Source organism: Marinobacterium sp. xm-a-152 (genome assembly GCF_013282965.1).
Lineage (GTDB): Bacteria > Pseudomonadota > Gammaproteobacteria > Pseudomonadales > Balneatricaceae > Marinobacterium_E.
This window is the reverse complement of record NZ_WBYI01000013.1, coordinates 66246-86971: the sequence shown is the minus strand read 5'-3', so window position 1 is coordinate 86971 and position 20726 is coordinate 66246. Positions and strand designations below refer to the sequence as shown.

At 47.4% G+C, this 20726-nt stretch carries 26 protein-coding genes; 10 read left to right on the top strand and 16 right to left on the bottom strand.

From position 1 onward, the window contains the following. Window positions 1-24 precede the first annotated feature (24 nt). Window positions 25-1109, top strand: a protein-coding gene (locus XMA152_RS12090; protein ID WP_173483739.1) for an IS3 family transposase whose coding sequence is annotated in 2 segments (ribosomal slippage) — window positions 25-286 and window positions 286-1109 — 1086 coding nt in all. Because the reading frame shifts where the segments join, the coding sequence is not laid out codon by codon here. A 140-nt stretch (window positions 1110-1249) separates the two neighbouring features. Here XMA152_RS12090 and XMA152_RS12085 read toward each other — a convergent pair. From XMA152_RS12085 to XMA152_RS12020, 14 genes are all read right to left on the bottom strand, one after another. Beyond that, entirely contained in the window at window positions 1250-1705 is a 456-nt protein-coding gene (locus XMA152_RS12085) for a cytochrome c (RefSeq protein ID WP_173483738.1), read from the bottom strand. 104 nt (window positions 1706-1809) lie between these two features. Continuing rightward, on the bottom strand, window positions 1810-2160 hold the full coding sequence (locus XMA152_RS12080; protein WP_173483737.1) for a hypothetical protein: 351 nt from the start codon (window positions 2158-2160) through the stop codon (window positions 1810-1812). 32 nt (window positions 2161-2192) lie between these two features. After that, a complete protein-coding gene (locus XMA152_RS12075; RefSeq protein WP_173483750.1) occupies window positions 2193-2399 on the bottom strand; it encodes a DUF2933 domain-containing protein in 207 nt (68 codons plus the stop codon). Window positions 2400-2443: 44 nt separating this feature from the next. Further along, on the bottom strand, window positions 2444-2794 hold the full coding sequence (locus XMA152_RS12070; protein ID WP_173483736.1) for a cupredoxin domain-containing protein: 351 nt from the start codon (window positions 2792-2794) through the stop codon (window positions 2444-2446). Between the two features lie 35 nt (window positions 2795-2829). Further along, window positions 2830-5082 carry a heavy metal translocating P-type ATPase gene (locus XMA152_RS12065; protein WP_217364041.1) on the bottom strand — a complete coding sequence of 751 codons (2253 nt, stop codon included), beginning with the start codon at window positions 5080-5082 and terminating at the stop codon, window positions 2830-2832. Beyond that, window positions 5069-5494 carry a MerR family transcriptional regulator gene (locus tag XMA152_RS12060; protein ID WP_173483734.1) on the bottom strand — a complete coding sequence of 142 codons (426 nt, stop codon included), beginning with the start codon at window positions 5492-5494 and terminating at the stop codon, window positions 5069-5071. Before XMA152_RS12060 ends, XMA152_RS12065 begins: the two co-directional genes overlap by 14 nt. A gap of 24 nt (window positions 5495-5518) precedes the next feature. Beyond that, complete coding sequence (locus tag XMA152_RS12055; protein ID WP_173483733.1) at window positions 5519-5869, bottom strand: hypothetical protein; 351 nt, start codon at window positions 5867-5869, stop codon at window positions 5519-5521. Window positions 5870-5879: 10 nt separating this feature from the next. Continuing rightward, a complete protein-coding gene (locus XMA152_RS12050; protein WP_217362119.1) occupies window positions 5880-6203 on the bottom strand; it encodes an SHOCT domain-containing protein in 324 nt (107 codons plus the stop codon). Between the two features lie 430 nt (window positions 6204-6633). After that, complete coding sequence (locus XMA152_RS12045) at window positions 6634-6933, bottom strand: hypothetical protein (protein ID WP_173483732.1); 300 nt, start codon at window positions 6931-6933, stop codon at window positions 6634-6636. 431 nt (window positions 6934-7364) lie between these two features. Further along, a complete protein-coding gene (locus XMA152_RS12040) occupies window positions 7365-8366 on the bottom strand; it encodes a helicase RepA family protein (RefSeq protein WP_173483731.1) in 1002 nt (333 codons plus the stop codon). After that, complete coding sequence (locus XMA152_RS12035) at window positions 8366-8560, bottom strand: AlpA family transcriptional regulator (protein WP_173483730.1); 195 nt, start codon at window positions 8558-8560, stop codon at window positions 8366-8368. The genes XMA152_RS12040 and XMA152_RS12035 overlap by 1 nt, the downstream gene beginning before the upstream one ends. Before the next feature lie 122 nt (window positions 8561-8682). After that, on the bottom strand, window positions 8683-9360 hold the full coding sequence (locus tag XMA152_RS12030; RefSeq protein ID WP_173483729.1) for a hypothetical protein: 678 nt from the start codon (window positions 9358-9360) through the stop codon (window positions 8683-8685). Next, on the bottom strand, window positions 9350-10543 hold the full coding sequence (locus XMA152_RS12025) for an integrase arm-type DNA-binding domain-containing protein (RefSeq protein WP_173483728.1): 1194 nt from the start codon (window positions 10541-10543) through the stop codon (window positions 9350-9352). Before XMA152_RS12025 ends, XMA152_RS12030 begins: the two co-directional genes overlap by 11 nt. Before the next feature lie 238 nt (window positions 10544-10781). After that, window positions 10782-11219 (bottom strand): hypothetical protein, encoded by a 438-nt coding sequence (locus tag XMA152_RS12020; protein WP_173483727.1) that lies wholly within the window; start codon window positions 11217-11219, stop codon window positions 10782-10784. Window positions 11220-11382: 163 nt separating this feature from the next. Here XMA152_RS12020 and XMA152_RS12015 point away from each other — a divergent pair, with 163 nt between their 5' ends. The 3 genes from XMA152_RS12015 to XMA152_RS12005 all read left to right on the top strand — a co-directional run bounded on the left by XMA152_RS12015 (window position 11383) and on the right by XMA152_RS12005 (window position 14229). After that, the gene (locus XMA152_RS12015) at window positions 11383-11979 is read left to right on the top strand and encodes a transglycosylase SLT domain-containing protein (RefSeq protein ID WP_173482202.1); all 597 of its coding nucleotides are present in this window, start codon (window positions 11383-11385) and stop codon (window positions 11977-11979) included. A gap of 66 nt (window positions 11980-12045) precedes the next feature. Then, a complete protein-coding gene (locus tag XMA152_RS12010) occupies window positions 12046-13377 on the top strand; it encodes an AarF/ABC1/UbiB kinase family protein (RefSeq protein WP_173483726.1) in 1332 nt (443 codons plus the stop codon). Between the two features lie 36 nt (window positions 13378-13413). Then, a complete protein-coding gene (locus XMA152_RS12005) occupies window positions 13414-14229 on the top strand; it encodes an EAL domain-containing protein (RefSeq protein WP_254448316.1) in 816 nt (271 codons plus the stop codon). A gap of 14 nt (window positions 14230-14243) precedes the next feature. Here the strand turns inward: XMA152_RS12005 and XMA152_RS12000 are convergent, their stop codons facing one another. Continuing rightward, a complete protein-coding gene (locus XMA152_RS12000; RefSeq protein WP_173482199.1) occupies window positions 14244-14414 on the bottom strand; it encodes a DUF6435 family protein in 171 nt (56 codons plus the stop codon). Window positions 14415-14509: 95 nt separating this feature from the next. On the opposite strand from XMA152_RS12000, the gene XMA152_RS11995 reads away from it, so the two are divergent. After that, on the top strand, window positions 14510-15514 hold the full coding sequence (locus XMA152_RS11995; RefSeq protein WP_173483725.1) for a GTP-binding protein: 1005 nt from the start codon (window positions 14510-14512) through the stop codon (window positions 15512-15514). 121 nt (window positions 15515-15635) lie between these two features. Then, entirely contained in the window at window positions 15636-16208 is a 573-nt protein-coding gene (locus XMA152_RS11990; RefSeq protein WP_371739806.1) for a DUF3750 domain-containing protein, read from the top strand. A 1-nt stretch (window position 16209) separates the two neighbouring features. Here XMA152_RS11990 and znuA read toward each other — a convergent pair whose 3' ends face one another. Beyond that, complete coding sequence (gene znuA / locus XMA152_RS11985) at window positions 16210-17166, bottom strand: zinc ABC transporter substrate-binding protein ZnuA (RefSeq protein WP_173483724.1); 957 nt, start codon at window positions 17164-17166, stop codon at window positions 16210-16212. A gap of 63 nt (window positions 17167-17229) precedes the next feature. On the opposite strand from znuA, the gene XMA152_RS11980 reads away from it, so the two are divergent. Genes XMA152_RS11980 through XMA152_RS11965 form a run of 4 tightly spaced genes read left to right on the top strand, consistent with a single transcriptional unit; the run spans window position 17230 to window position 20591 of the window. Continuing rightward, window positions 17230-17718 carry a Fur family transcriptional regulator gene (locus tag XMA152_RS11980; RefSeq protein WP_173483723.1) on the top strand — a complete coding sequence of 163 codons (489 nt, stop codon included), beginning with the start codon at window positions 17230-17232 and terminating at the stop codon, window positions 17716-17718. Then, entirely contained in the window at window positions 17715-18482 is a 768-nt protein-coding gene (gene znuC / locus XMA152_RS11975) for a zinc ABC transporter ATP-binding protein ZnuC (protein WP_173483722.1), read from the top strand. The genes XMA152_RS11980 and znuC overlap by 4 nt, the downstream gene beginning before the upstream one ends. Further along, the gene (gene znuB, locus XMA152_RS11970) at window positions 18475-19263 is read left to right on the top strand and encodes a zinc ABC transporter permease subunit ZnuB (protein ID WP_173483721.1); all 789 of its coding nucleotides are present in this window, start codon (window positions 18475-18477) and stop codon (window positions 19261-19263) included. The genes znuC and znuB overlap by 8 nt, the downstream gene beginning before the upstream one ends. Next, window positions 19260-20591 (top strand): MATE family efflux transporter, encoded by a 1332-nt coding sequence (locus XMA152_RS11965; RefSeq protein ID WP_173483720.1) that lies wholly within the window; start codon window positions 19260-19262, stop codon window positions 20589-20591. Before znuB ends, XMA152_RS11965 begins: the two co-directional genes overlap by 4 nt. The last annotated feature ends 135 nt before the right edge of the window (window positions 20592-20726 follow it).

The following is a 20726-nucleotide window of genomic DNA, read 5'->3' as shown; positions in this document are numbered from 1 at the left end:
TGATCAGAGAATCAGGAGCGATCTATGAAGAAGTCACGTTTTACCGAAAGCCAGATCATGGCGATTTTGAAGCAGCATGAAGCCGGCGTATCAATCCCGGAACTTGCTCGCGAACACAACGTCAGTACAGCCGCTATCTATCAGTGGCGTGCGAAGTACGGCGGTATGGATGCTTCGATGATGAAGCGCCTCAAAGAACTAGAAGCGGAGAACGTGCGTCTCAAGAAAATGTACGCAGAGGAGCGCATCATCGCTGAGATCCGCAAGGAAGCCCTTGAGGGAAAGCTGTAAAGCCATCTCAACGGCGAGAGATGGCCAAGGCGGCTGTAGAGAGGCATGGTGTCTCCATAAGGATCGCCTGTCGGTGTATGGGTATCAGTGAGACCTGTTATCGATATCAAAGCAAACTGTCGACCGAGAATGCTCTAGTCGCTGATTGGCTCTTGAGGCTGACGGAGGCCAATAAGCGATGGGGCTTTGGACTCTGCTACCTCTATCTACGTAACGTGAAGGGCTACACATGGAACCACAAGCGCGTTTACCGGATATACAGAGAGCTTGAGCTCAATCTGCGTATAAAGCCGCGTCTGCGTTTACATCGTGATCGACCTGAGCCTCTCAGCGTCCCGACAGCACCGAACCAAGTCTGGTCAGTAGACTTCATGAGTGACACGTTGATGGATGGACGAAAGCTGCGCACCTTCAATGTCCTGGATGACTACAATCGAGAGGGGCTTGCGATCGATGTAGATTTGTCGCTGCCAAGCGCTCGTGTGATTCGGTCACTGGAACAGGTCATTGAATGGCGAGGTAAGCCAGCAGCCATACGATGCGACAACGGTCCGGAACTACTTTCTGGACCTCTGATTAACTGGGCTACAGAGAACCAAATAACGATGCTGTATATCCAGCCTGGTAAGCCAACTCAGAATGCATACATTGAGCGTTTCAATCGAACGGCGAGACATGAATGGCTCGATCTGCATCAATTTGAGTCTGTTGAGCATTCACAGTTACTTGCCACACAGTGGCTTTGGAAGTACAACAATGAAAGACCAAATACCGCTATTGGCGGTGTACCACCACGATGGCTGTTAAAAGCAGCCTAAGCTCTACTGAAACCTCCCGTTAAAAATGGGGGGATTACATTTTTGGAGAAGATTATCGGAGCATCAATCTTTGCAATAACAACTGTTTTAACCACTTTAGTGGGACCGCTTAACTGATGCGTCCGTGATAGCCCAGACGATCATTTATCTTTGAAAATCTCGGTGTGCCGTTGTGCTATCTCCTGAGGCCACTGGGCTTTGATGTACGCCAAAACTTCCCAAATCTGCTCATCGGTCAGCTTACCGGCGAAAGCCGGCATCTTTGACTTATAATCCGCGCCGGCGATCGACTGCACACCCTCTTTGGTTAACTGGAACAGAAGCGCATCATCGTGATGCCAGGTGTGTCCCGTTTCGTCGTGCGGCGGCGCTGGAAGATAGCCGTTATCGTCACGCTTCTGCCAATCAGGCTCTCCCTTCAGATCGACACCGTGGCAACTAGCACACTCGTTTTGATAAATCGTTTTCCCAGCACTCACCGCCTTAGCATCAGTGTAAGGAATTTTGCCCTGAGCACTGTTCGTCAGAAGGAATGCAGCGGTGGTTCCTAACACCACTACAACGGCTGCTAGCCCAATTTTTGTTCCATTGTTCATAATTCACCAGATAGCATCTTTACTGACTTCTTTAGTGCTTATAAGTGTATTTATAGGGGCTCTGATTATCTGAAACAACAACCTCAGAGCCCAAGAAGTAGAGGTTACTTACTGTGATTCATCATTGTATCTTTGCCACCAGCTGGCATCTCTTCAATATTCATCATCTCTTCGTCAAGCTTCATGCCGTTAGCACGCATATTATTACCCATACCTGACTCTCGCATCATATCCATATTTTGTTTCATCATATCGATATGTTGAGCCATCATTTCATGCATCTTCTCCATTTGAGTCATCATTTCGTCGCAGTGTTCCGGATCCATCATTTCGCTTGATTGATCCATCGAGGCTGGATTGGCTTCACTCCCCTTGTGATGATCCTCATTGGCGAATGTTAATGAAGTGGCTGAAACTGCGAAGACGAACGCTGGAATGGTGATTAGTTTTCTCATGATAATTTTCCTCTAAGGTAGTTACTTAAAATTTAAAACGTTTTGCTATCTTGGTTGTCAACCGAACTCTTATGAGAGTGGTTGTGTCCGCGATGCATAAACAGATGCATTAGCGGGCAGAGTAAAAAAATTAGAAAGGGTAAATACTCAATCAGGTGTGTTTGATGTTCGCTAAACAAATAGTAGCCACCGATCGCCGCGATCGTGATGAGTAGCCATTTATTTATGCTCAGCCCCATGCAGCAGAACTTCTTATTCATCATTACCTCCTTGACCTATCAGACTATTCAACCGTGATATCCCCGCGGTACATCTGCATCTGACAATGAAACGCGTAGTTACCCGCAGGGCTCGCCGGAATATGGATCGCTTTTACCTTGTTTATCGGTAGCGATTCGCTAATGGCGAGGTCTGGTACCAGCAGCATTTCAGAGCAGGGCGCTTTATCTTCGCGCAAAAAATTGAGCGTTACAGGTTTGCCTGCCGGTATCTTGATATGTGCGGGTGTATACACACCGTCAGCGACTTTTATGGTCTGCTTCTCTGACGCAACCGAGGCGACAGGCTTGTAGAGCCAGAACCACCAAATAATCAGCCCGATTAGTACTAGGCCTGCTATGTTAATGAGTATCATCGGTTACTCCTCCCCAGCGCTTTAGCGCCTAAAAATTAATGCTGCTGCGCTTTAAACAGGCGCAATCGATTGGCATTGGTGACGACCGTTAGAGACGAAAAGGCCATCGCGCCACCGGCTATAATTGGACTGAGTAGTACGCCAAAGATTGGGTACAGCAGGCCCGCAGCGATCGGTATGCCCGCAACGTTGTAGATAAATGCGCCCACCAGATTCTGTTTAATGTTCTGCAAGGTCGCCTTGCTGACTGCAACGGCATCGGCCAGTCCGTGAAGTGAACCGCGCATTAGGGTGATATCCGCGCTCTCGATCGCAATATCCGTACCGGTGCCGATCGCAAAGCCCACGTTAGCCTTAGCAAGCGCCGGTGCATCGTTAATACCATCCCCCGTCATGCCGACAATCTCACCCGCCATTTGCAGTGCTTCGATATGGGCAAGCTTATCCTCAGGCATCACTTCGGCATGATATTCATCGATACCCACCTGGGCGGCTACGGCTTTAGCCGTTGCACTGTTATCACCGGTTAGCATAATGACCCTCATGCCCTGAGCTTGCAGGCGCTGAATGGCCAGTTTGGAATCAGCTTTGATAGGATCAGCGACGGCAACAATTCCCGCGAACTGATTGTCGATTGCAATAAACATCGGCGTTTTCGCCTGACTGGCCAGGCGCTGGGCTTCATCGACCTGAGCACTGACGTCGATCTCGTTATGCTTCATAAATGATGCGTTACCCAGTAACACCGTTTTCCCACTGACTTTGCCAGAGACGCCCTGACCGGAGTGCGCGTGAAAATCTGTGACTTTCTCCAGGCTCAGGCTTTGCGCTTTTGCTGCTTCGACAATCGCTTCTGCCAGTGGATGCTCTGAACCAGTCTCAAGGCTGGCGACCAGCGCTAACAGATCTGCTTTGTCGAGGTCCGTTAACGGTAAAATATCGGTCACAGCTGGCTTTCCTTCAGTGATAGTGCCGGTTTTATCAAGGACCATCGCCGTGATCTGAGAGGCGGTTTGCAGCGCTTCCCCGTTGCGGATCAGTACACCCGCCTCAGCCGCTTTACCCATCCCAACCATGACGGACATCGGTGTTGCCAGCCCAAGCGCACAGGGACAGGCGATAATCAGTACGGTTGTCGCTGAGATAATCGCGAAGGCAATGGTGGGTTCGGGTCCAAAGTTGGCCCAGATCAGCGCGCTGACGATGGCGATGATCATAATCGCGGGTACAAAGTACTCGCTGATCTTATCGGCAAGGCGTCCAATCGGCGGTTTGGAGTTCTGCGCTTTTCTAACTGAAGCGATAATCTGCGACAGCGCGGTGTTCTTGCCCACACGCGTCGCTTCAAAGAGCAGCGAACCGCTTTTATTTAGTGTGCCGGCTATGATCTCATCACCAACCTCTTTGACGACGGGAATAGGCTCACCAGTCAGCATCGATTCATCAATGGAGGAGTGCCCCTCGACAACGCGGCCATCTACGGCAATCTTTTCGCCTGGGCGAACGCGTAGCTTGTCGCCCATAACAACATCATCGATAGGGATATCAACCTCTTCATTACCACGGAGGACTCGGGCTGTTTTGGGTTGCAGGCCGATCAACCGCTTTATCGCTTCCGAGGTGCGTCCCCGCGCTTTCACTTCCAGTGCCAGACCCAGATTGATCAGACCAATGATCATCGTTGTCGCTTCAAAGTAGATGTGCCGTGCCATTTCTGGGAAAAGCGAGGGTGCAGTCACTACAGCAAAGGAGTACAGCCAGGCGGCTCCTGTTCCGAGTGCGATCAATGTATCCATATTGGCTGAGTGGGTACGAAACGCCTTCCAGGCGCCGATATAGAAACCACGACCGGCGAGCACCATTGTTGCCAGAGTAACCAGGCCGATAATGCCCCAAACGAGTCTCTCCGTGCCGGTGGTGACAGACATTTCACCAATAAACAGCCCGTAGATCATTAGCGGCACACCGATGCTCAAGGAGACCAGGACGTTGCGCATCAGTTGGCGGTAGTACTGCGCGTCAGCGGCTTCTTTCTCCGCCAGGCTGTCAGCCTCCGACTCGTTTTCAGACTCTTTTGCACCGTACCCTGTCTGAGTAACCGCATCTATCAGCGTGTCGGATGCTACGTCGCCTTCGATAGTCGCGGTGCGGTCAGCAAAGTTCATCTCAGCCGAAGTTACCCCGGGTACCGCTTTCAAAGATTTTTCGATTTTGGCGACGCATCCGGCGCAACTGGCACCTTGAATATTCAGAATAATTGGATGTTTCGCGACCTTAGTGCTGTTCATTAGCTTCATCCTCTGCAAAGGTTTCAATGAGGTGGCAAATCGACTCGTTGGTCGGAGATTGGTCTTCCATCTCGTTCCAGGTTTTAGAAGCTGCAATCATGCGGTTTCTTAGCGCGACCATGTCACGAAACCTCGCTTCAGTCTCTTCTAGGCGCTGGTTGATAATGTCCCTAACCAAACCACAGGCCGAATGCTGATGATCGGTCCGCGCGAATATCTCTCTAACATCATCGATGCTGAATCCAAGACTGCGCGCGGCCAGGATAAACTTGAGCCGGTTGATGTCTGATGAGCTGTAGTGTTTGTACCCATTGTCTGGATTGATCTGAGGTTTCAGGAGACCGGAGCGCGTGTAAAACCTAACTGTATCGGGCGTGATAGAGAGTAGCTTTGCAACTTCATTTACCTGCATGGAAGACTCCTTTTTATATCTCGGTTAATGTCCTGGTGGGGGCTTACTACAGCAATGAGGGACGTGCTTTGCGTTGTCGCTGACGTTCTGATCGATTTGTCGATCCCAGCCCAGTTTTAATTGGTTCCACCAGCCATTGTTAGGTTCGACGCTGTATTGTTTAAGAATCTTTAGGATTGAATCTATACTTGTAACGGATGCATCATATGACACTCTTATCCTCTCTCGTGTTGCGTCAAACTCGACGGTATCGATTCCTCTAATCACTCGGATTTCTGGAGTAAATACCTCTATTTTCTGTTCCGTTAGCCCAGTCAGCTTTAGATTTCGTTTTACAAGAAACGCTTCATTTATCCCGGTATTGTGTGTATCCATGTTGCCTCCCTTACTGAGACTCTGAGTCACTTAGTAAGAGTTTGCGCTTAGCGAACTCCTCTTCATCAATTTCACCTCGGGCAAATCGCTCATTTAGAAGTTCCATTGCAGAGCTGTTTTTTTGCTTAGAATTACCAGGTAGAAGCGATCGAACAATCAAAACAGCAACAAAAAATAGGACTCCCCAAAATAGCAACATTCCAAACCAGCCAAACATCCCCATACTCCCTATCATCGAATGATCGAATTGATTTAATCCATTAAGACCGTCTGCATATAAGTTCCTACTGGCAGTCGCAAATGAAACTAGAAAAGTAAGTTGTCGATAAAACATAATCATCTCCTTTATCGATTCGTCTAAAACTAATCAGAGTGTTTATATTTTGACTATAAGCCTGTGTCTAACTCACAGGTCAAGGGCCTTGACTCAAAAAACTGTTGAGGTTTATGAAGGTTGGACGTCTGCTTTGTGCCGACTCCGGCAGATCTACGGTTTGGATGCCTTCCGTCTGCTATAGAGAAATCATCACAAACCTGTAACGGCTGAAATGTGCGCTTAACCGCCATCTGGCGTTCCGTTGCAAATGACGCCTAAGTGCCGGTAATAGCCCCTCATTGTTGCTGGTACATACACCAAAACTAGCCCTTCTGATTTGCGTACACGACCATACACCTAGCTCTCGCGTACCCATCCCCCAACCTTTACATACAAGCTTCTACACAGAACATGTTTTGACGTACATGAGCGTACAGATAACAGAGCTCTATTCTGTATCGAATACAAAGTCAGACATATCCCCTTTGAGGACCATGGAAACTAGTCTGTATCCATCCTTAGGCAGTGCAGTAAACACCAGTGAGCTTGATCGATGTACCCAGAACTCGAGACCTGGTGAGGGTATTGGTGTTACTAACTGATCTATCTCTTGGCTTTGCAGTATCTCGGTCACTTCATTAGTAGCTGCTAAAACGTCTCCATCATCTCTCTGCTTAATGAAGAAATTGATTACCATTTTTGAAATTGTTACCGAACCTAGGTTGGGTGTTTCAATAAGTGTTTGCATGAAGTCTTCTAGATCATCTGGCCGCAAGTCTGAATTGGTTTTATCGTAAAACAAAAACGTTAAAAGTGCGCAATTGCGCGTTTACACTTTTAAAATTTAACTGCCCTCACAGTATTCCCCTAGATCTCCTTCAGTACTGCCCAGAACCGGCTATATGAAAAAATGCTCGCGTTGATTCTGGAGATATTACTTATAGAAAAAATATATTCACTAGAGATACCCCCCTGTACACATATCAAATGGCTGTGTTTTAAGAGTGGCAGGAATCTGTGAACTAGAGAGTGGATCACACCTAGCTACCGCGCTTCGCTTGCTTGATACCTTCACAAGCACAATCTTCGAATTGAGCCTGTTCAACATCTCTATATGGTTAATCATAAAAACGGATGGACGGATATTCCTTAAGGAATATCCATCCGTCCGTTTTTCTTTTAGGCTGCTTCAGTAAGTGAGTAGCTACCATCTTCGTTTTCTAAAACCTTGCCATCAGATATTAGGTTTTTGCGAGCTTCACGATACTGCTTGCCCTTTGATTCGTCGCTAATTGGGTCAGTGCAAGTCTGAACATAAGCGCGTTGCCACTCTTTCTTATCTGTAGTGAAGCAAGCTAGAGCTATATCTTCTTTGCTTTGCTTGATAATTTTGAGGCTAATAGGCGTTGTTGAACCAACAACGCAGGCTCCAGTAATTGGTTTACCTTTGCTGCTAATTAGACCTAGATCGACTGCCTTGATCTCGAAGTATTTAGATGGGATCGCATCATCAGCGTCTTTCATCTTGTCGCAAGAGAACCGGCACTTTTTGTTTTGGCCAGAAACTTCAAAACTGAAGTCCACGTTTGCTTTTAGAGCAGATGCTCCCCTGGCGCCTTGGTTAGTAGACTTGCCTGTGTGGTGGACCAAAATAATAGTACAGCCATACATGAGTCGGATATCTTCTAACTTGTTAATGAATCTAGCCATATCGTCATTGCTGTTCTCACCACTCTCCATCAGATGGCGCGATAAGGTATCAATAAAGATGACTTTGGGTGGCGTCTCTAGCTCCTCAATCGCCTGCAGTACCTGTTTATAACCGTTATCAGTGTCTAAGCCTATGGCCCTGCTTGAGACATGCAGCTTTTGCTGATCGATAGCTAGGTTATGCTCCTTCTCGATAGCTAATAGGCGGCGAGAGAGGCCTGGTAAGCCCTCACCAGCCATGACTAACACATTTCCCTGCTCAGTCTCCTTATCGAACCAGTCACGACCATTGGCGATCATAGCGGCCATGCTGAGAATGACGTGTGACTTTCCAGAACCTGAGGGGCCGTAAATCATCCCTACAGAATTGCTTGGCATGATGTCTTCAATAATCCAATCGATCTCCAATGGTTGGCAATAAAGCTCATCAAGTTTGATGAAGTTGTATGGTGTGGTGTTAAAACTAGTCATTACGCTACCTCCTGATCACGAAGGGCGATGCGGCTATCAATCCACTCTTCTAGTTCAGATTGAACCCATGCGCTTGAGCGTTCGCTAAGTTTGATTGGTTTTGGGAATGCACCTTGCTGAGCAAGAGCGTAGATGTATGAACGTGAAAGGCCGGTAGCGGCGATTACGTCTTTGAGCTTTAGTAGTTTAGGCATGATATGCACCTTTTCCTTTTTAAGTTGCGCCGTTCGTTCGGCGTAGGTGCATTACAAATTTTTAGAGGTTTTGCTCCCTCACAGGTGGGGTAAGAGGATTCCCCAGGTGGGGAAATTCCTAATTAGTTCTTCTGAGTCTCCAGATACTTCATTGCATCCGCAAGAAGGCGTTCATCTACTTTGCTAAGGCCGTAATTATTTACGTCCAGCTCCACAGCTAGTTCTAATAACAGCTCTTTAATTTGGCTCTTATTGGGGGTTGTGCCTGAAGCGTATTTGGGGCTCTTGGCTAGGTGATGCATCAACAAGCCAATCACTTTTAGAGCAGTTGTAGATGGTTTTGCTAGGGTGTTTTCTGAAACCAGATCTTTAGCAATGGATGTAGCTGGATTTGGGTTGATAAATAGATTGTCAGTGATGGCCTCATCATCGGCTTCACGATTTAAGCAAGCTAGTACATAACCATCAGGGGTGCCTAGATCAAAAAGTTCTTCAAAGTAGAGTCTGTTATTGCCGTCATTTTCGGCTTTCCATAAGCCTTTCAGATAACCATCGGTAAGTAGAATGAAGTCACAAATGTTGTACGCATACTCAATACAGCTAGGTGCCTCGCGGAAGTTTTTATCAGTTACAGTGCCGTTGATGAAGTCCTCTTCGAGTACGTAAGTGACTTCAGCCCAGCGATCAAATACGTAGTAGATTTCAGCTTTGCCAGCTAAAGCTTTTGCTAGAACTTGGCGGTAGGTTAGCTTTTCTTTTTCACAGTAGACTGCGAGTGGAGTTAAATCATCAAGCTGCATTTTTAAGTTCATCCAAATAGTCTGCCCACTCTTGCATCATATTAGTTCGCTCAGGCATGTACTCTGCTTTGTTATAAACAGCCCTGATCCGATCCTTAGGAGCATGAGCTAGCTGCATTTCAATTACATCGGGATTGTAACCTAGCTCGTTGAGTTGTGTGCTGGCGGTATGCCTTATGCCATGCGAAGTAATGAAACCTCTTCCAAACTGCTCGCCAATATTAGGGTTGATCAACCTAGTGATCGCTACGTTAAGGGTGTTCTCAGTCATAGGTTGTTTATTAGAGTTGATGCTTACAGAGCTCATGAACACATACTCGAACTTACCTGTTAGTTTTTTCATGTCCTTTAGGATACTAACCGCCTGCTTAGACAATGGAACCTTATGCTCTCGATCAGTCTTCATCTCTTCTGGTGGAAATGTAATTAGCTTGTTCGCAAAGTCGACATATTTCCATCTTAAGAACCTGATGTTGTGGGGACGTAGAAACACCAGGGACATAAACTGCAGTCCCTTCTTAACTGCGTAATCACCTGCATGGGTATCGATTGCCTTCAGGAATAACGCCAAATCCTCCACCTTGGTTAAATGGGCAAAATTCCGCGTTTCCTTAACTTTCGGCAGCGTGCGTCTAACGGTATCAGCTGGATTGTTTTCAATTAACTGTAGACCGATCATGTAATCAAATGTCTGGCGGCAATAGATCGCTAAACGTTGTGCTGTTTCACGCTTACCAGATTCGGCTATGGGTTTAAGAAGCTGGCTTAGATCCTGTGCTGTGATTTGTGTCGCATCTTTTTTATCTAAGACAGGGAAGAGATACTTCTCCATTCGACCTATTCGCTTCGTATATGTAGACCCTCTTAGATCTAGAGTCTTCATTTGCTCATGCGAGTAATAGCTGAAGCAATTCTTCTCTGGTGTAGCGTCTTTTGGATTAATGCCCTTAGCAACTAGTGCATGTGCCTTCTCATGCTCTTCTCTAGCTTCTGCGAGTGACATGGCAGGATACGTGCCAAACGTAATTGTCTTTCGACTACCGTCTATCTTCGCGTCATACCGGAAGGATTTTGTTCCAGTTTTGGTAACGTAGACATACAACCCACCTCCGTCAGTGACCTTATAGCCCTTCTCTTGGGGCTTTAGATTCTTGACCTTTGCATCTGATAAAACACGCTTCACTTTTGTTGTCCTGTACCGTCTGATACCGTAAACGATACCGTTTTTGATACGGTATTTCAATGAATCTTACAGGACAATAGAAGACGTAAAATTACTATAAGTTATTGTTATTAATACTATATAGGACCTCACAGGATCTCTGTTCGTAATCGCCTCGAGGCACCATTCTTTAAGGCTTGCAGATGTTGCAGGCCTTTTTTGTTTCTGAGCGATAACAGTACTCTTGTTGGCCAAGCTACTAATCACTCAACAACTCAAGAACGTCAGCCATTGATTGAGCAATCTCTTCTGACGTTGCAGGTTCTTTCCCCAGCAAGGTAATGGCCGCCCTGTTTAGTTTTCGAATTTGATCAACTGTCTCTTCAGATTGATCACCATCCATGACTCTTTGTTTGAGTTTGCTTGTCGGGATATCACTGGCTGTGATGGTGGTGATATCAGTTGAGTTTAATCCGCCCAATAACCTATGAAGCTGGCCACGATTTTTTAGCCCTAACTCCTTAACAAGCTGATCGACAGCCTCCTGCTTGGCGGCACCTGTTTTGTGTGCTTTATTTTTCTTGGCTTTCTCTTGGTGGTGTTCAGGCTTTTCTTTCCCTTTTTCTGCAGTCGCCGGCGAGGATGTTGACAATAATGAGATAGAGAGAAGCGAGGCTAAAACTGTGCGAATGATCATAACAATCTCCAATTTGCTAATAATTTAAGCGTAGTCGCAAATTCCTATAAAACAATGAGTCACCCATTTACAGATTAGAAAGGCCGCATCACGGCATTACCGCTGCTAGCAAAACCAAGATGTGCTAGCCTCTCCTAGTCAAATGTTTAAATTAAGAGTTGTTATGACACGTTTTATTGCTCTGTTTTCTGTGCTGTTGCTAGCTGGCTGCGCAACCTCGCCTCCGCGCAATGTTGAGAACGCCTGTTACATTTTTAATGAGAAGCCTGACTGGTACAAAGCGTCGATGGCGGCGGAAGAGAAGTGGGGGCTTCCGATGCAGGTTCAGTTGGCGATTATGCGCCAGGAGTCGAGCTTTAAGCACGATGCAGCACCGCCACGAGATACCTTTTTAGGGGTGCCAATGTGGTGGCGGATCTCTTCAGCTTACGGGTATGCACAAGCAAAGGACTCCACTTGGGATTGGTACAAAAGTAAAACGGGCCGATTCTGGGCAAGCCGAGAGAACTATGCCGACGCTGTCGACTTTATGGGTTGGTACGCCGGCATCTCACAACGCACTTTGGGTATCTCTAAATGGGACGCCTACAACCAATACCTTGCATATCACGAAGGCCACGGCGGCTGGAAGAAACAGACCTTCAATAAAAAAGCCTGGTTAATTGGTGTTGCTAAAAAGGTCGATGCCAATGCGCGAATGTATGGCAGTCAGCTGCAAGGTTGTCGCGACCGTCTTAAATCATCTTGGTGGCCGTTCTAGGCCACCGTTACTCAAACCTGATTAAAGGTTTCGATCTGAAGGTTTATCGTTCACGTACGCCACTTCATGAATGAGAAAACCTTAACCACTGCCTCCCCCGTCCCCAAAAGCAGAGCATCACGCCTATTAAGCATGGGCGGATTAGCTACAAAACTTGCTGGAAACGTCTTAACAGAGGGCTCTAAACGCTGGATAAAAGGTGAAGCACCCTCTTTGAATGAGCTGGTTTTAACACCTAAAAATATGGGTGATGTTGCCGATAAACTGGCTCGGATGCGTGGCGCAGCGATGAAATTGGGTCAACTGCTCTCGATGGATGCTGGAACCCTACTCCCGCCTGAGCTGGCAGCTGTCCTAGCTAGGCTACAGTCGCAAGGCGTCATCATGCCTAAGACTCAGCTCATACATACGCTTGAGTCGAGCTGGGGCACTGATTGGATGGATCAGTTTAACTATTTTTCGTTCGACCCCATTGCCGCCGCTTCTATTGGGCAGGTCCACAAAGCACGAACTCTGGATAACAATGAATTAGCAATTAAAATCCAATACCCCGGTGTGGCACAGAGCATCGACAGCGACATAGATAACGTCATTTCACTGCTCAGGCTAAGCGGTTTACTGCCCAAAGGGCTGGATATAGATGAATTGGTTGATGAAGCAAGGCGCCAGCTTCACTTAGAGGCTGATTACTACGCAGAATCAAGGCATTTGACTGATTTTTCCGGCAAGATCAGTAATTTTAGCATCAGTAAAAATCTTATAATGCCAACTTACTTCGCTGAGCTTTCGGAAACTAACATCATGACGATGAGCTTTGTAGAGGGCGTGGGCATTGAAGAGTGGCTAAAAGATCACCCAGAGGATGCCAGCCGCATCATGGGGCTGATGCTGGAACTATTCTTTACTGAACTCCTGCAGATGAACTTAATGCAGACTGACCCCAATCCGGCTAATTTTCATGTTTGCCCAGACACCGGCAAATTGATTCTGTTCGATTTTGGTGCCGTAAGGTCATTTAACCCTCAGTTTGTCGATCGTTACAAACAGGCCATAGACCAGGCCATTGATCAAAACCGAGCAGGCCTTGAAGCGGCATTGGAGGTGCTTGGGTTTTTCAAAAATGGTACCGATGTGGCAAACAAAGCAGCGGTTATCGATATCTTTACCATTGCCGCAGAACCCCTCAGATCAGCAACGCCTTATCATTTTGCTCAGAGTGATATTGCTAAACGCATCCATGAGATTGGTATGAGTGTTAGTAAAGACCCAGATGCGTGGCATACCCCACCGGCCGATGTGCTGTTTTTACATCGTAAAATGGCAGGGCTTTATCTAATGGCCGCAAAGCACAAGGCTGTTGTTGATACACGAACTATCTATCAACAAATTAGTGGTTAATAAGGTTTTTATTTGAAGGCATTAACAGACTGAACTATGCTGAATCTAATCTCAGATTTGGTATTCAAGATGCTAAGTGACAAGGTCATAACACCGATCGACTACTCAAAATTGGGCTGTAAACAGTGCCTAAATGGTGAAGTGTTGGGCTTTGATTTCACTATGGCCTTCCAACCCATTGTTGATCTTCGCCATCAGACTATTTTTGCCCAAGAGGCACTGGCAAGGGGGCTTAACGGCGAAGGTGCAGTATCAGTCTTTGAACAGGTTAATAAACAAAACCTCTATCGTTTTGACCAAACTTGTCGAGTTAAAGCCATTGAGATTGCGTCGCGTTTTGACGATGAGTCGCTGATCAGTATCAACTTCATGCCAAGGGCTATCTATAAGCCTGAGCTGTGTATTCGCACCACGCTTGAAGCGGCAAAAGTCTATTCGATTGATCCCAAAAGATTGATATTTGAGTTCAGCGAAACTGAGCGTGTCGACGACATTGCTCACCTAAAACGAACGATTGAGTTCTATAAGGAGCAGGGCTTTAAGACCGCTATGGACGATTTTGGTTCTGGGTACTCAGGTTTAAATATGCTGACGGAATTTAAGCCTGATCTGATCAAGCTCGATATCCAGCTAATCCATGAAATTGACCACTCAAAGACACGCTTTGCCATTATTAAGTCGGTGAAAACGATGTGTGATGATCTCGGTATTCAGATCATTGCGGAAGGTGTGGAAACCGTTGAAGAGAAACAGACACTAGAGGGTTTGGGAATTCACTACCAACAAGGATTCCTATTCGCAAAGCCTGCTTTTGAAACACTGCTTAAAACTGAAGAATTAAACCACCTCTGACACTAATCCAAGCGTTATTGATTCTCTAACTCTTGGATCTTTTTATAGGTAGCCTCAGCTTTGCTGGTTAGCTGTGAGTAGCCGGCAATATCCCCATTGCGCTGCAACTGCATCGCCTGCTCTGTTAGCTCTGCATACTCTTTTTTTAACTTCTTTAATGGATCTTTCTTAAATAAACCAAACATCTCTAATCTCCCAAGTTTGTCTTCTCTACGCAACAGACATTCAATAGGTTTGGTATTAATATCCTCAGTCACACCATCAATAGATGATTTATTCGATGCTAAACGATAACACTACGATTAAAGCTGTCCCCACCAATATCATTACAGGGTTTCTAGGAGCCGGTAAAACCTCTGCCATTGTTCACTTACTGCAGAACAAACCAAAAAATGAACGCTGGGCCATCTTGGTTAATGAGTTTGGCGAGATCGGTATCGATGGTAGCTTGATGCAAGGCCAATACTCAGAAGAGCAGGGAATATTCATAAGGGAAGTACCTGGCGGTTGTATGTGTTGTGCAGCAGGGTTGCCGATGCAGATCGCTCTGAACATGTTGCTCGCAAAAGCTAAGCCCGATCGCCTTCTGATTGAACCCACTGGCTTGGGCCACCCTAAAGAGGTGCTAGAAGTTCTCTCCAATGAGCACTATCAGGACGTTCTTTCAATTCAAAAGATCATCACACTGGTTGATGCGCGCCAGCTTAAAGATGAACGCTATACAACGCATGAGACCTTTAATCAGCAAATTGCGATTGCCGATGTCGTTATTGGTAATAAACAAGATCTTTACGATGAGGGAGATAAAGAGCGTCTATCACAGTATATAGACGAGCATTTTTCCCCAAGCAAACCACTCGCGTTTACCGAACAGGGTCAGCTCGACCCTAGCCTGCTGTCTGGCAGCACCCATGCTAAGGCTGCTCATGCACACCATCACCATTCGCACCAATCAGTTCTGGCAAGCGAACAGCCTCTCCCTGAAATTGGCTTTCTTAAAGCAGAAAACCAAGGCGATGGGTTCTTAAGTGTTGGGTGGCGATTTGATCAGCGATACCAGTTTGATCGCTCCAAACTCTATCTCTTCTTATCGGGCTTAGAGGTTGAGCGAATGAAAGCGGTGTTTATCACCAATGAGGGGCTATTTGGCTATAACCTAGCGGATGGATCCCTAAAAGAGCTCGCAATCGATGCGTGTGAGGAGAGTCGCATTGAGATGATTGCCAAGCGTCTTGATGATGGCTGGGAATCACAGATTTTACACTGCGCAGTCGATAGTGAATGACCTGATTTGCTTTGTTGGGCGTAAATGTCTGAAAGGAGATTTTTATGAGCAACAATGCACCACTTCCCTGCCGCGGCTGTCTACCTAACTGCCCAAACCGTAAAACCTGTAATGGAAAACCTTGGGCAGTGCAAAAACCAAACACGACCAAACCTCATTAAAAAGTATGGTTAAACCATTAGCGACGCTTCTTATAGCCGCTTTTTTAGCCGGTTGTAGCACCCAAGATTGGCGAACCGCAAAACGCGATAGTGCTGAAATCGCACCGCTACCCAGTGAGCACCCTGAGGCAGTTATCCAAGTATACGGTGCAGATCTGTTCGGTGTGCGTGGCTACTTTGCAGTGCATACATGGATCTCTACCAAGCAGAAAAATGCACAACACTACACCGTTTACGACGTTGTCGGTTGGCGCACCGGACGCGGATTACCTGCCCTACAAATCAAACAGGATATCCCTGATCGCTACTGGTATAACTCTAAACCAGAGCTCATTTTGGACATTCGCGGCGCTGAAGCAGAACACTTAATTCCTAAAATTGACGAAGCAGCCAAACGCTACCCTTGGGCTAACGAATACACTCTCTTTCCCGGCCCTAACAGTAATACCTTTCCTGCATGGATTGGTCAGCAGGTTCCTGAGCTCGGTTTGAAGATGCCTTTTAAAGCGTTTGGTTCAGGGTATGCAGATTAAATCAGCGTTTAGCTAAACACTCCGTGAACTCATCGACCAAGCCCTGCATGAAGTTGACGTATGCTCCTTGCGCGAGAGCAACATCGGAGGCCAACGGGTCCAGTTCACCGACATGAACTTCAAATCCTCGTGTAATCGAGTCGATCAAAGCAGGTCGATACTGTGGCTCTTTAAAGACACATGAAACGCCACTATGCTCCAACGTCTCACGAAGTTCGGCTAAATGTTTGGCACCTGGCTTAAGTTCGGGGCTGACTGTGAAGTAGCCAACCTGGTTAAGATCAAAGTGATTCACAAAGCCATCGTAGGCGTCATGGAAAACCAGAAAGCCCTTTTGGTGAACGGGCTCTAATTGCTCTTTTGCTTGGCTTTCGAACTGTTTCAGTGACGCTAAGAAAGCGGTCTCGTTCTCTTTGATTTGTGAGGCTTTAGCAGGAAAGTGGTGCTGAAGTTCAACCGACAGCTCTTCCGCAAAGTGCTCAACGGTCTCGATATCTAGCCAAGGGTGCAGACCGGCATGATCATGACCTTCATGCTCATCATGAGCATCGTGATGTTCCTCTTCATGTTCATGGCCTTCGTGTTCATCGTGATGATGCTCCTCTTCATGATCAGGATCTCTATGATCATCTTCACCATGCTCTGCATGCTCATCAAGCATCGCTAAATGCTCAACCTTAGAAGCATCGATTACTTTCTCTAGATAGGGTTCTATGTCAGGGCCGACCCAAATCAATAAATCTGTATTGTTCAGTCGCTTACGATCGGAGGGACGCAGGGCAAAGTCATGCGGGGAGGCACCGTCTCGCAGAAGAGTATCAACCTCGGCAACATTGACTAAGAGTTCGGCAGTAATAAGGCTCAGCGGTTTAACACTGGCCATCACAGTATCGGCTTGAGCTTGAGTGGATGCTAGTAAGAGAGAGGTAGCAACAGAAGCGGTAAATTTGTGTGTCATTGGGTACAATGCCTATAAACCAGAAAATGTATTGTTATAATATAACAATAATTGAGATAAAGCATGCTTGAAATCAACGACGCATTCAATTCAGACCACAACCACGATCACTGCGTCAGTGGTGCGTTAGATAACGCCAAGGCGATCTGCCAAGAGAGTGGCCAGCGTCTGACTCCTATTCGCGAGTTAGTGTTACGACTCGTCTGGAGCTCCCATAAGCCACTGGGTGCCTATGAGTTGTTACCCGCGCTGGCTGACGCGGGCTTTAACTCAGCGCCACCGACGGTCTATCGGGCATTGGATTTTTTGCATCAGTTGGGGCTCATTCACAAAATCGGTTCACTCAACGCATTTGTCGGTTGCTCAAATCCAGAACACCCGCATCCATCGGCATTTATGATCTGCAGAGAGTGCAAAACCGCAGCCGAAATTGAGACCAGTGAACTCCAAGAGAGCTTTAACCGAGTCGCTAATACGCACGGCTTTCAGCTTGAGGAAGAGAATATCGAGCTGTTAGGTCTTTGCAGCGATTGTCGTGGGAGTGAATCATGAGTAATCCAGATCTGGCTAGATTAGACGGGGTCAGTTTGCGCTTTGGTAATAAATCGGTACTCAACAATGTAAACCTGCCACTGCATAACGACTGCATCACCACACTGATCGGACCCAACGGCGCAGGTAAGTCGTCGCTGGTAAAGGTGTTACTTGGACTGGTGAAACCGACCGAAGGCACTGTTTGGACGAAACCGGGCCTGCGCATCGGGTATATGCCGCAAAAAATTCAGATCGATCGGACACTACCATTAACGGTTAAACGCTTTTTGCAGATTCCACATGGCTACAACCAAAACGACATCGAGGCTGCCTTGGCTTCGGTGGGTGCTGAACACCTGGTCGATTACTCGATTCATGATCTTTCCGGCGGTGAGATGCAGAGAGCCCTTCTTGCTAGGGCTCTATTACGAAACCCCGATCTATTGGTGCTGGATGAGCCGGTTCAGGGTGTCGATATTAATGGTCAAACCGAACTCTATCGGCTGATCACGGATATCCGTAAAGAACGAAAGTGCGGTGTGTTAATGATTTCACACGATCTGCATCTGGTTATGTCATCGACCGATCACGTCGTCTGTCTGAACAAACATGTCTGCTGCTCGGGACATCCAGAAGCCGTCAGCGCAGACCCTGCCTACATAGAGTTGTTTGGCGCTTCTCACGCGTCAACACTAGCGCTCTATAATCACCATCACAACCATAGCCATGATATGCATGGTAACGTCGTTGAAGGTGACTGCTGTGGGGGTGATCATGCTTGATTTCATCATCTATGCGCTGATTGCCGGCCTATCAGTCGCCATTGTTGCCGGCCCTTTAGGTGCATTTGTGGTGTGGCGCCGTATGGCCTACTTCGGTGACACCTTAGCTCACTCAGCTCTACTCGGCATCGCACTGGGCATTCTGTTTGATATCAACCTGAGCCTAGCCGTCGTACTCTGCTGTGTAGCGCTGGCGCTTGGTTTAGTCGCGATGCAACGCCAACACTGGATAGCCACCGATACGTTGTTGGGGATTATGGCGCACAGTGCACTATCATTGGGTCTGGTCGCCATATCACTGTTGGATAACGTGCGCATCGACCTTCAGGCCTACCTGTTTGGAGATCTATTAGCGATCACTCCCGAAGACCTTAAGTGGATTCTGTTGGGAGGCATAGCTGTCTTAGCCGCGATCTACTGGCTTTGGAAACCTCTGCTCGCTATCACAATTAACGAGGAGCTGGCCCAAGTAGAGGGGATTCAGGTTGCTCGCTATAGACTCGCCCTAATGTTGTTAATCGCCATGGTGATTGCCGGTGCGATGAAACTGGTTGGTGTGCTCCTCATTACCTCTCTATTGATCATGCCGGCTGCAGCGGCGCGGCGTATGTCTGCCACGCCTGAACAGATGGCTATCTTTGCCAGTATGCTTGGGTCTATCGCGGTTGTTGGAGGCATTGCGCTCTCTTGGTTTGCGGACACTCCAGCGGGCCCAAGTGTCGTTGTCTGCGCACTGGTGATCTTCTTATTGATCTTCTTCGCACCCCGGGCACGGGCATGATTCAACTGAATGATTGGAGCATGCATCAGCGTGTTTGGGCGCTGGCCTGGCCGATGCTGCTATCCAACATCACCGTTCCCCTTCTAGGCCTTGTCGATAGCGCCGTTGTCGGCCATTTGGATAATCCGAAGCATTTAGGGGCGGTGGCCATTGGAGCCACACTGTTTACCACCATCTACTGGGCGTTTGGATTCTTGCGAATGGGAACGACTGGGCTAATTGCACAGGCTGTGGGACGCCAAGATGGCAATGCAAATAGGACCTTTTTAGCGCAAGCAACCCTGATCGCACTGGGGCTCGGCAGCCTTATGTGGCTAGCACAAATCCCCATACTCACTTTGGGTTTAGAGTGGATGGGTGCCGATTCCGATGTCCACGAAACCGCTCGAAGCTATGCCGATATTCGTATCTACGGTGCTCCAGCGGCGCTGTTCAACTACGTCTTAGTGGGCTGGTTTGTCGGTAATCAGGATACACGCTCACCCCTGATCATTATGACCGTCGTCAACCTGACGAATCTGGTGTTAGATCTGCTGTTTGTGCTCGGTTTCGGCTGGGGCGCAGAGGGTGTAGCCAGTGCAACACTGATAGCTGAATACACCGGTGTGGTTCTTGGGTTACTGCTGATGAAGCGCCATCTAAACCTGATTGATGGTGCAATTTTGCCAAACTCACTTCGTCAACTGTCAGCCTATCGCGCGATTTTTACCGTGAATAAGTACCTATTTGTTCGGACCGCGTCACTGCTCTTTATGTTTGCTTTCTTCACCTCACAAGGTGCGCGACTTGGAACGGATATACTGTCGGCTAATGCTCTCCTGTTGAACTTCTTGATGCTGATCTCGCACGCTCTCGATGGATTCGCCCACGCTGCTGAGGCGATCTGTGGTCGCTATGCGGGTGCCAAGGATCGATACAACTTCTACCGCGCCATGAAGAGTTCAGCTCTCTGGTCCTTGTTGTTTGCGCTGGGGCTTACACTCACGTTTATGTTGGGTGGGCACTCTATTCTGAGCCTGATGACCGACATTGAATCGGTATTGGATGTCGCACAGGACTATTTGATCTTTATCTGGGTGCTTCCATTGATCGCTGTATGGAGCTATTTCCAAGATGGTGTTCTTGTCGGCACGACTCAATCTAAAGCGATGCTGCAGATCATGGTCGTCACTGTGTTTGGCACGTTTTTACCCCTCTGGTGGCTAACACAAGATCTAGGTAATACCGGCCTATGGTTATCATTCACCGCGGCATTTTTGGTCAGAGCATTGATGGGGTTCTGGATTTTCCACCGCTATAACCAGCGTGGGGTTTGGTTTAAGGCGTAATCCAATCCTAAATAACATTTGAAGGTGGTGTCAGGCTGAAGGCCAGACACCGTTGCAACAAGACCCGCCACAAAGTCCCCGTGTCTGGCTTTCAGCCTGACACGACTATCTCTGCGTCACTGTTTGCCTGCGGCA